Below are 7,212 nucleotides of genomic sequence, written 5' to 3'. Positions count from 1 at the left end.
CTTTTTTTAACTTCTTTTTCGAGCTCGGCGTTGATGTTTCGCGGCCAGAAATAGAATATATCATGGATAGAGATTCATTGCAAGCATTTATTTCAAATCCATTATCTAAAGCTACGCTTCCCATAACTAGCCTTATCCCGGCAAGCAAGTTAGCATAGCTCTACTCCTCTGTCCGCGTGCTTAAGCTATAATCTCTTGAATATGCAGCTCCCGTTCATTAATCAGATTAACGATGTTTCCTTCAACCTGAACCATAGGTCTTGTCGGGTTGTTACGGTCGGTAAAGATGATTTCCCCGTGACGTCCGTCGCTGAGCCGTATCCGTGTACCGTTATATAGGTCTGTCGTCTTTTGAATGAAGGTCTGTACGATTACCGGATCGAGCTTCCCGAAGCTTTCTTTCTGCAGCTGCTCCAATACCAGATAAGGCGACTGTGCCTTTCTGTAGGCTTTTCCCAGCGTCATGGCATGGAAGATATCAGCGACTGCCACAATCTTGGCGTAGAAATGAATCTGGCTGCCATCCAGCCTAAGCGGATAGCCTGAACCGTCTATCTTCTCATGGTGCTGCAAGGCGGCTAGTCTAACCCCTTCGTTAATGGCTGTAACATTGCGCAGCAGCTGATAACCGTATGTAGTGTGCCTGCGTACCTCGTCGATCTCTGCAGCGCTAAGAGGGGTCGGCTTCAGCAGCAGCGCTTCGTCCACCTTAATGTTACCTATATCGTGCAGCAAGCCGGCAAAAGCAGCCTGCATCCAGTCCTTCTGCGGATATCCGCACCACTGGGCAATTCGATAGGAGGTCAGGGCAGACAAAACAGCATTATGATAGTTGTATTCCTGGTCAATCAGCACACGCGGCGCAAACTTTAGGACATGGTAATCCTTCAAATGGGTAATCAGCTGCTCCAGCTGACTCCGCAGTTCGAAGATCGGAAGAGCCGCTGCGGCCGCTGCACGGTAGCTTTGCTTGATGAGCACCAGCATTTTCTCATACTCATCATGAAGCGGAGAATTACTCTTGGCCAGCACCGATTCATTAATCAGGGCACCCGCCTTGGCCGCTTGCTGCTTCACTGCCGGTTTAGCGCTCTCTGCCGGCTTATCCTCCCCTTGTGCCCCTTCAATCTCAACCTGTCCGATCAAAAAAGCCTGCAAAATCTCAATATCCCGGGGGAGAATGATCTTGCCCCTCCCGAACAGTACTCCTCCTAAAGGAGTAATTACATCCTTTATAATCTTTGAACCCGCTTTAATCTCTCCAACGGATATGTTTGGCATTAGCCTAAGCCCCTTTATGTCGGTGACACCTGTAATTCTCTAATTATAGTATGGAACCCGGGAAGCGGCTAGATAGAGAATTCCCCGTTCGTTAGTTAATAGGGTATAAAAAAAGAGCATGGATTTCTATACATCAGAAACCCATGCTCTCCTGCAATCCTTATTCGAGGTTGTCGTCTTCGTTCACGGTACCCGCTTCAGGCTGGCTGACTTCGCCCTCGCCTTCTACCGGAGTTCCTTGAATGTCTTCGCCGTCCTCATGTTCAGACAACTCTTCATCCTCTTTGTCAGCTCTGCACAGTGTAGCTACAGCATCATCCTCACGGATGTTAATCAGCTTAACCCCCTGCGCATAACGGCCCATGGTGGATATTCCGTCCATACTGGTACGAATCAGGGTACCGCTGGTCGTAATAATCATCAGATCCTCGTCCTGCTTGACGACCTTCAGCCCGACAACCGGCCCGTTCTTGTCCGTAAGGTTAATCGTCTTGATACCCTTACCGCCACGGGTCTGGGACCGGTAGTCACCGGCAGGCGTCCGCTTGCCGTAGCCCTTGGTGGTTACGATCAGTACCTCAAGCTCCGGATCTACGCAGTCCATGCCAATGACATGGTCATTGGAATCAAGCGTAATCCCCTTCACTCCGGTAGCACTGCGGCCCATTGAGCGCACATCATTCTCCGAGAAGGTAATCGACATTCCGCGTGCAGTCCCGATAATCAGATTCTGCTCTCCGTCGGTCAGCTTCACTTCAATCAGTGAATCCTCTTCACGGAGATTGATGGCAATCAGGCCGCCCTTGCGGATGTTATTGTAATCTTCCAGAGGCGTCTTCTTCACAATCCCCTCACGGGTAGCGAAGAACAGGTATTTATCGCTGTCCGCTTCTTCCACCTGGATAACCGCGCTGATCTTCTCTCCCTGCTCAATTTGAATCAGGTTAATGATCGGCGTCCCCCGGGCAGTGCGTCCAAGCTCCGGAATCTCATAGGCCTTGATCCGGTACACCTTACCCTTATCGGTGAAGAACATCAGGTAGTTATGGGAGTTGCTCACGAAGAGATGCTCCACAAAATCCTGGTCCTTGGTGTCCATCCCGATGACACCGCGCCCGCCGCGCTTCTGGCTGCGGTAGGTGTTGACTGGAAGACGCTTAATGTAACCGGTGTGGGTGATTGTAATTACAACCTCTTCACGCGGGATCAGATCCTCGTCAAGAATACTCTCTTCCCCAACCGTAATTTCTGTACGGCGGTCATCGGAGTACTTATCCCGGATCTCCTGCAGCTCATTGCTGATAATATCCAGCACGAGATGCTCATTAGCCAGAATCTCACGGTATTCTGCGATTTTGGCCAATAATTCATTATATTCATTCTCAATCTTCTCGCGTTCCAGACCGGTCAGGCGCTGCATCCGCATATCGAGGATCGCCTGGGCCTGCTCTACGCTCAGACTGAAGGTCTCCATCAGGCCCTCACGGGCAATGTCGGTGGTGCGTGAGGCGCGGATCAGGGCAATAACCTCATCCAGATGATCCAGTGCTATCCGCAGACCTTCCAGAATGTGTGCCCGTGCTTCCGCCTTCTTGAGGTCGAAGATGGTCCGGCGGCGGATGACTTCGATCTGATGCTGCAAATAGTGATACAGCACATCACGCAGGTTCAGAATCTTCGGCTCCTTATTGACGATCGCCAGCATGTTGATCCCGAAGGTGGACTGCATAGAGGTGTGCTTGTAGAGATTGTTGAGTACAACGCTCGGGTTCACATCCCGTCTCAATTCAACCACTACGCGCATTCCGTTACGGTCAGACTCATCACGCAGATCCGTAATGCCCTCGATGCGTTTCTCACGCACCAGCTCCGCAATCTTCTCTACGAGCCGGGCTTTGTTCACCTGGTAAGGAAGCTCATGCACAATAATCTTTGCCTTGCCGTTATTCTCTTCAATGACCGCTTTGGCACGCATGGTAACCGATCCGCGTCCGGTGCGGTAAGCCTGACGGATTCCTTCCCGGCCCAAAATATAACCGGCCGTCGGGAAATCCGGGCCTTGAATATATTCCATAAGCTCCATAGGTGTAATATCCGGGTTCTTGATCATCGCCTGTACTCCGTCAATGACCTCACCGAGATTATGCGGAGGAATGTTGGTAGCCATACCCACCGCAATCCCGCCTACACCATTGACCAGCAGGTTGGGATAACGTGCAGGCAGAACTACAGGCTCATTCTCTTCGCCGTCATAGTTGGGGGCGAAATCAACCGTTTCCTTGTTCAGATCACGGAGCATTTCTCCGGCAATTTTGGACAGGCGCGCTTCGGTATAACGCATCGCAGCTGCCATATCTCCGTCGATGGAACCGAAGTTACCATGACCGTCTACAAGCATATAGCGCATGGAGAAATCCTGTGCCATACGTACCATTGTTTCGTAGACTGCCGAGTCACCGTGAGGGTGATACTTACCGATAACCTCACCGACGATTCTAGCTGACTTCTTGTGTGGCTTATCCGAGGACATTCCAAGTTCCGACATCGCAAACAAAATGCGTCGGTGAACAGGCTTGAGTCCGTCCCGCACATCCGGCAAAGCCCGGCTTACAATGATGCTCATTGCGTAATCCATAAAGGATTCGCGCATTTCCACGCCAATGTCCCGATCCCTGATTTGCGGGTTATTTTGTTCAGCCATGAGTTGGTGGACCTCCTTCAGTTAAAAACCGCTACCCTATATTATATTACTTTCACAAAACCAGCACAATTAAACATGATAGCCTGTTATCGTCTATATTGATTTTCTTTTAGTACGGATAAGGATATACGCCCTCTCCGCTGCTGTCTTCAGTACATAGACTGTAGAGACAAGAGGATTGGCTTCATGCCCCTGTTTTCGTCCCAAATAGCATAATCTCATATCCTTATATTATAACATTATTTAGCTTTCTTGTCCTGAAAATTCGCGATGCGTAAAGAAACGGAGGCAGAACATGAAGATTCAGCGCGTGTCCAGCAAATGGGCAAAAACGAAAGTCATTCTGCAAAACCGTCAGCTCTCGGTCTACATTCCCGAAACGCGTAAATACAGCCTGGAGGAGCTTAAAGAAATGCTACATCTGCACGGCACGGTATATATCAAACCTGACCGCGGCACCTATGGCAGCGGAGTGATGAGAGCCGAGCAAAGGATAGTGCACTTAAGTCCCAGCGGGCAGCAGCCCGATACCGATGGGCCGGAGGCAGAATCCGAAAGCAGTGAAGCAGAAGTACCGGCAGAGCCGAAGCTGATGTATATCCTGCGCTATGCAAAGGACGCCGAGGTCTTTTATAGCCCCGAGGAGCTTCATGCTGCACTGTTGCCCCGGGTTGGAGACCGCACCTACCTGGTCCAGCAGGGCATTGATCTGCTTCAGCATCAGAACCGTCCCTTCGACCTGCGCGTGCTTACCCAGAAGAATCCTCAGGGAAGCTGGGAGTCTACAGGCATGCTTGGCCGGGTCGCCGCGCCGCAGAAGGTGATTACGAATTATCACAGCGGGGGCAGTGTTTTCCCGGTAGATACCCTGTTCAAGGAGCATATGAGTTCTGACGAAATGTCTGCAACCATCCAGCAGCTGAAATCCCTGGGCGTCCGAATCGGCGCGCAGCTCGAGACGGCTTATCCAGGTCTTAAGGAGCTGGGGCTTGATGTAGCCATGGACCAGCATCACGATCTATGGCTGCTTGAAGTAAATACCTTACCCTCCATCATTGTCTTCAAATTGTTCCCGAACAAAGCAATTTACCGCAGAATCCACCGTTATGCTGTGGCCTATGGACGGTTGAAGCCTAAACGGAAGTCCGTAACCAGCCGCCGCAAGCGAATATTGAACATCTAACTCTATGTATTCAAGTGGCAGGCTATATACCCTCCATCTTATACTTAAAAACCTCCGGCTTCACCCGCAAGGGATGATCCGGAGGTTCGCTGTAAACTGATCAAATATCCAGGTTCTTGACCGATTGCGCATGCTCCTGAATGAATTCGCGGCGCGGTTCGACATTGTCCCCCATCAGGGTGTCAAAGATACTGTCTGCCAGCATGGCATCCTCAATGGTCACCTGCAGCATGGTGCGGCTCTCAGGGTCCATCGTAGTGTCCCAGAGCTGAGCGGCGTTCATCTCACCGAGACCCTTGTAGCGCTGAACGTTAACCTTCACGTTCTCGCCGAAGGTCGAAATGATCTCATCGCGCTCCCGCTCGCTCTGTGCATAGCGCACAACCTTGTTGCGCTCGATCTTGAAGAGCGGCGGCTGGGCGATATAGATATATCCCGCATCGACAATCTTCCGCATGTAACGGTAGAAGAAGGTCAGCAGCAGCGTTCGGATATGGGCACCGTCAACGTCCGCATCGGTCATGATGACCACCTTGTGGTAACGCGCCTTCGAGAGATCGAAATCATCGCTGATCCCGGTTCCGAGAGCAGTGATAATTGCCCGGATTTCCGCATTGGACAAGATCCGGTCCAACCGGGCCTTCTCCACGTTCAGGATCTTGCCGCGCAGCGGCAGGATGGCCTGGAAATGACGGTCCCGGCCCTGCTTGGCAGATCCGCCCGCAGAGTCACCTTCGACGATGTACAGCTCACTAATGGATGCATCCTTAGAGGAGCAATCCGCCAGCTTGCCCGGCAGGGCACTGACTTCAAGCGCGCTCTTGCGGCGGGTTAGCTCACGGGCCTTTTTGGCCGCTTCACGGGCACGAGAAGCCTGCAATGACTTCTCTAGCACCTTGCGCGAAACGGCAGGGTTCTCTTCCAGGAACTCCTGCAGCTTCTCGCCGAACAGCGATTCTACAATCCCGCGGACTTCACTGTTGCCGAGCTTTGTCTTGGTCTGACCTTCGAACTGCGGCTCAGGAATCTTGACGGAGATAATCGCCGTCAGACCCTCCCGGACATCATCACCGGTCAGATTCTGACTGCTGTCCTTGATTACGCCTGCCTTGCGTGCGTAGTCATTAATGATCCGCGTCAAGGCACTCTTGAAGCCGGATTCATGCGTTCCGCCTTCATGGGTATTGATATTATTAGCGAACGAATAGATATTCTCTGTGTATGAATCGTTATATTGGAGAGCCACTTCAACCGCGATCATATCCCGTGAGCCTTCCACGTAGATGGGATCCTCATGAAGAGCTTCTTTTTTCTCGTTAAGATATTTCACATACTCCACAATACCGCCTTCATACTTGAACGTATTGTTGACCCCGGTCCGTTCATCCAGCAGTGACAACTCAATGCCCTTGTTCAGGAAGGCCAGCTCTCGGATACGGGTAAGGAGCGTGGAGTATTCAAAAGTAGTGGTTTCGGTAAAAATATCCGGGTCCGGGTGGAAGGTGGTGGTGGTCCCCGTCTCCTCTGTATCCCCAATCACTCGGATGTCATATTGCGGCACACCGCGGTTGTACTCCTGCTGGTAGACATGCCCGTCACGTTTGACAGTGACAACTACCTTCTCGGACAAGGCGTTAACCACAGAGATCCCTACGCCGTGAAGACCGCCGGACACCTTGTAACCCCCGCCGCCGAACTTACCGCCCGCATGCAGGACAGTCATGACCACTTCAAGCGTGGACTTCTTCAGCTTGACGTTCTCACCGACAGGAATTCCCCGCCCGTTGTCAATAACAGTCACACTATTATTTTCAGTAATTATGACTTGAATCCGGTCGCAAAAACCTGCCAGCGCCTCATCGATACTATTATCGACAACCTCCCAGACCAAATGATGCAGACCTTTGGAGCTGGTGGAGCCAATGTACATGCCGGGACGTTTCCGAACTGCTTCCAGCCCTTCCAGTACCTGAATCTGGCTCTCATCATATGTCGGTTGATTCATTGACATGCCTTCACCTACTTCTTTCAGATTATCTCCTGTAGC

At 51.4% G+C, this 7,212-nt stretch carries 4 protein-coding genes; 1 reads left to right on the top strand and 3 read right to left on the bottom strand.

Features of this window, described 5'->3' with window-relative positions; genetic code table 11:
• Nucleotides 1–180: 180 nt before the first annotated feature.
• Together C162_RS27595 and gyrA are read right to left on the bottom strand one after the other, a co-directional pair.
• Nucleotides 181–1,281 carry an HD-GYP domain-containing protein gene (locus tag C162_RS27595; RefSeq protein ID WP_036699899.1) on the bottom strand — a complete coding sequence of 367 codons (1,101 nt, stop codon included), beginning with the start codon at nt 1,279–1,281 and terminating at the stop codon, nt 181–183.
• A gap of 160 nt (nt 1,282–1,441) precedes the next feature.
• Nucleotides 1,442–3,982, bottom strand: coding sequence for a DNA gyrase subunit A (gene gyrA / locus C162_RS27590; protein ID WP_036699897.1), 2,541 nt, complete (start codon nt 3,980–3,982; stop codon nt 1,442–1,444).
• Between the two features lie 295 nt (nt 3,983–4,277).
• On the opposite strand from gyrA, the gene C162_RS27585 reads away from it, so the two are divergent.
• A complete protein-coding gene (locus C162_RS27585; protein ID WP_036699896.1) occupies nt 4,278–5,165 on the top strand; it encodes a YheC/YheD family protein in 888 nt (295 codons plus the stop codon).
• Between the two features lie 100 nt (nt 5,166–5,265).
• Here the strand turns inward: C162_RS27585 and gyrB are convergent, their stop codons facing one another.
• Complete coding sequence (gene gyrB / locus C162_RS27580; RefSeq protein WP_036699893.1) at nt 5,266–7,176, bottom strand: DNA topoisomerase (ATP-hydrolyzing) subunit B; 1,911 nt, start codon at nt 7,174–7,176, stop codon at nt 5,266–5,268.
• Nucleotides 7,177–7,212 lie beyond the last annotated feature (36 nt).

It is taken from the genome of Paenibacillus sp. FSL R7-269, assembly GCF_000517865.1.
In the GTDB taxonomy this organism is placed as follows: domain Bacteria; phylum Bacillota; class Bacilli; order Paenibacillales; family Paenibacillaceae; genus Paenibacillus_AQ.
This window is presented reverse-complemented; position numbering and strand designations above follow the sequence as displayed.

Excerpts from the sequence above, each read along its gene's own strand:
- gyrB (WP_036699893.1), bottom strand. The coding sequence starts at position 7,176 with ATGTCAATGAATCAACCGACATATGATGAGAGCCAGATTCAGGTACTG.
- C162_RS27595 (WP_036699899.1), bottom strand. The coding sequence starts at position 1,281 with ATGCCAAACATATCCGTTGGAGAGATTAAAGCGGGTTCAAAGATTATA.
- C162_RS27585 (WP_036699896.1), top strand. The coding sequence starts at position 4,278 with ATGAAGATTCAGCGCGTGTCCAGCAAATGGGCAAAAACGAAAGTCATT.
- gyrA (WP_036699897.1), bottom strand. The coding sequence starts at position 3,982 with ATGGCTGAACAAAATAACCCGCAAATCAGGGATCGGGACATTGGCGTG.